We start from the raw sequence: 2,933 nt of genomic DNA, 5'->3' as shown, positions 1-2,933 counted from the left end.
CGGCACGCACGCTCGCCGCGTTGTCGGGATCACCCCGATACATCCAGTATCGGGACGACCGATACATCCAGTATCGGGGCGACCCTCCGCCGTGCGATCGCACGCACCGGACGCCGCCGGACCCGCCCTCCGGGCGGACGGCGCCACGTTCGACACACGCCCTAGGCGGAACGGAAGTGGTGGTACCGGTGGTGGGTCACGAAGCCCATCCGGTCGTACAGGGCGAGCGCCCCGGTGTTGTCGTCCTCCACCTGGAGCCAGGCCGCCGAGGCCCCCTCCTCCAGGGCGGTGCGGGCCAGCGCGGTCATCACCGTGGTGGCCAGACCCCGGCGCCGGTAGTCCGGGTTCACCTCTATCGCCCCGAATCCGGCCCACCGGCCGTCCACCACGCACCGGCCGATCGCGGCGGGCACACCGGCCGGGTCGTCGCCCGGCACCGTCGCGAACCAGACCGACGGGCCCTGGGACAGCACCCGGAGCATGGGAGCCGAGTCCGCTCCGGCGCGGTGGTAGCGCCGCATCCACGGGGCGTCGGGAGTCCGGTGGAGGAGGACCCGGGAGACGTCCGAGTCCTGGTCACCGAGGGGAGCCAGCGCGGCGATCCGTACCCCGGCGGACACCTCGCGCCGCCAGCCGTTCTCCTCCAGCTCGGCGCAGAGCGCCTCCTGGCTGTCGGCGGCCCCGGTTCCGGCCTGGACGTAGGCGGGCAGGCCCCGGTCCGCGTACCACCGGGCGGCGTGCGCCAGCGCGTCCGCGACCGGCATCCCGGGATCACCCAGCGGCAGGACCGAGTTGGCGCGACGGGTGAAGCCTCCCGCGGCGCGCAGCCGCCAGTCGCCCAGCGCCTCGCTCTCCACCGGTTGCCAGGCGCGCGCCGTCGCCCGGGTGAGCTCCGTGAAGGTGGCCGCGGGGCCGGAGCGGCGCGCCGGGGCGGGAGGGACGACCTTGCCGGCGACGAGCGTGGATTCCGCGATGTGGACGCTGCGCCCGCTCTTCGGTGTGATCCGGAGCACGCCCGTGTCCCAGGATGTGAGAACACCGACCGTGTCCGTGAACGCGGCACCCGGGGCGCCGTCCTCACAACAGCACCGGACTGACACGCGTTTTCCCACATCAGCCTGGGTAATACGGACCTCGAGCCGTCCGCCGACGGTGAATTCCACGGCTCCTACCGCCCCTCCTGTTCGGATCCCGCTGAACTACGGAGATACTAGGTGAGGGCATCATCGACGCCGCGCTCCCGCGCGAGAGCCAACGCCCTACCGAGGAGGAACGACAGCGTGACCTACGTCATCGCGCAGCCTTGTGTCGACGTAAAGGACAAGGCCTGCATCGAGGAGTGCCCCGTCGACTGCATCTACGAGGGCCAGCGGTCCTTGTACATCCACCCCGACGAGTGTGTCGACTGCGGTGCCTGTGAGCCGGTCTGTCCGGTCGAGGCCATCTTCTACGAGGACGACACCCCCGAGGAGTGGAAGGATTACTACAAGGCGAACGTCGAGTTCTTCGACGACCTCGGCTCGCCCGGTGGCGCTTCCAAGCTGGGGCTCATCGAGCGCGATCACGCCTTCGTGGCCGCACTGCCGCCCCAGAACCAGTAAGCGACGGCCGCGGCCGCGCCACACCCAGCACAGACGCGGCAGCAGATGTGCCGCCCGGTCCCGTACGGCTCGTCACCGTGCGGGACCGTGGTGTTTCCGCCCGTACGAGAAAGCAGAGTTCCGTGTCCGCAGCACTCTCCTCCCGCCTCCCGGAATTTCCCTGGGACAGCCTCGCGCCCCACAAGGCGACCGCCGCCGCCCACCCGGACGGCATCGTGGACCTCTCCATCGGCACCCCCGTCGACCCGGTGCCCGAGGCGATCCAGCAGGCTCTCGCCGCAGCGGCCGACAGCCCCGGCTACCCGACGGTCTGGGGTACCGAGGAACTGCGCGACGCCCTCAGCGGCTGGGTGGAGCGGCGCCTCGGCGCGAAGGACGTCACCCACCACCACGTCCTGCCGGTCGTCGGCTCCAAGGAGCTGGTGGCCTGGCTGCCGACCCAGCTGGGCCTCGGCCCCGGCGACAAGGTCGCCTTCCCGGCGCTCGCCTACCCGACGTACGAGATCGGCGCGCGGCTCTGCGGCGCGGACGCCGTCGCCTACGACGACCCCACCACGCTCGACCCGGCCGGGCTCAAGCTGCTCTGGCTGAACTCCCCGTCCAACCCGACGGGCCGCGTCCTGTCCGGCGAGGAGCTCACCCGGATCGTCGCCTGGGCCCGCGCCCACGACATCCTGGTCGTCAGCGACGAGTGCTACCTGGAACTCGGCTGGGAGACCGAACCGGTCTCGGTGCTCCACCCGGACGTCAGCGGCGGCTCGTTCGACGGACTCGTCGCCGTCCACTCGCTCTCCAAGCGGTCCAACCTGGCCGGATACCGGGCCGCGTTCATCGCCGGCGACCCGGCCGTACTCGGCGAACTGCTCCAGATCCGCAAGCACGGCGGCATGATGACCCCCGCCCCGGTGCAGGCGGCCACCGTGGTGGCGCTCGCCGACGACACCCACGTCGCCGAGCAGCGCGCCCGGTACGCCGACCGGCGCGCCGCCCTGCGCACGGCCCTGGAGGGCCACGGCTTCCGCGTGGAGCACAGCGAGGCGAGCCTGTACCTCTGGGTGACCCGCGACGAACCCTGCTGGGACACCGTGGCGTACCTCGCCGGACTCGGCATCCTCGTGGCGCCCGGCGAGTTCTACGGCCCGGCGGGGGACCGTTTCGTGCGGGTCGCGTTCACCGCGACCGACGAGCGGGTCGTGGCTGCCGTGAAGCGGCTGTCCTGAACGACGGCGGCCGAACGACGGTGCTGACTGGCGGTGCCTGAACGACGGCGCTGACCGGCGGTGCCTGACCGGCGGTGCCTGAACCACGCCGAGGGGCCCCGGGACCAAGTCC

The 2,933-nt window shown here is 71.9% G+C and carries 3 protein-coding genes; 2 read left to right on the top strand and 1 reads right to left on the bottom strand.

Annotation, left to right across the window (positions count from 1 at the left end):
• Positions 1-161: 161 nt before the first annotated feature.
• A complete protein-coding gene (locus tag ACFWEP_RS33690) occupies positions 162-1,163 on the bottom strand; it encodes a GNAT family N-acetyltransferase (protein WP_387375962.1) in 1,002 nt (333 codons plus the stop codon).
• A 117-nt stretch (positions 1,164-1,280) separates the two neighbouring features.
• On the opposite strand from ACFWEP_RS33690, the gene fdxA reads away from it, so the two are divergent.
• The gene (gene fdxA / locus ACFWEP_RS33685) at positions 1,281-1,601 is read left to right on the top strand and encodes a ferredoxin (RefSeq protein WP_065490770.1); all 321 of its coding nucleotides are present in this window, start codon (positions 1,281-1,283) and stop codon (positions 1,599-1,601) included.
• 122 nt (positions 1,602-1,723) lie between these two features.
• Complete coding sequence (gene dapC / locus ACFWEP_RS33680; protein WP_387375961.1) at positions 1,724-2,821, top strand: succinyldiaminopimelate transaminase; 1,098 nt, start codon at positions 1,724-1,726, stop codon at positions 2,819-2,821.
• Positions 2,822-2,933 lie beyond the last annotated feature (112 nt).

This window comes from Streptomyces sp. NPDC060198, from assembly GCF_042728415.1.
GTDB lineage: Bacteria > Actinomycetota > Actinomycetes > Streptomycetales > Streptomycetaceae > Streptomyces.
Note: the sequence above shows the minus strand (reverse complement) of the source record. Positions and strands in the feature narration are given on the sequence as shown.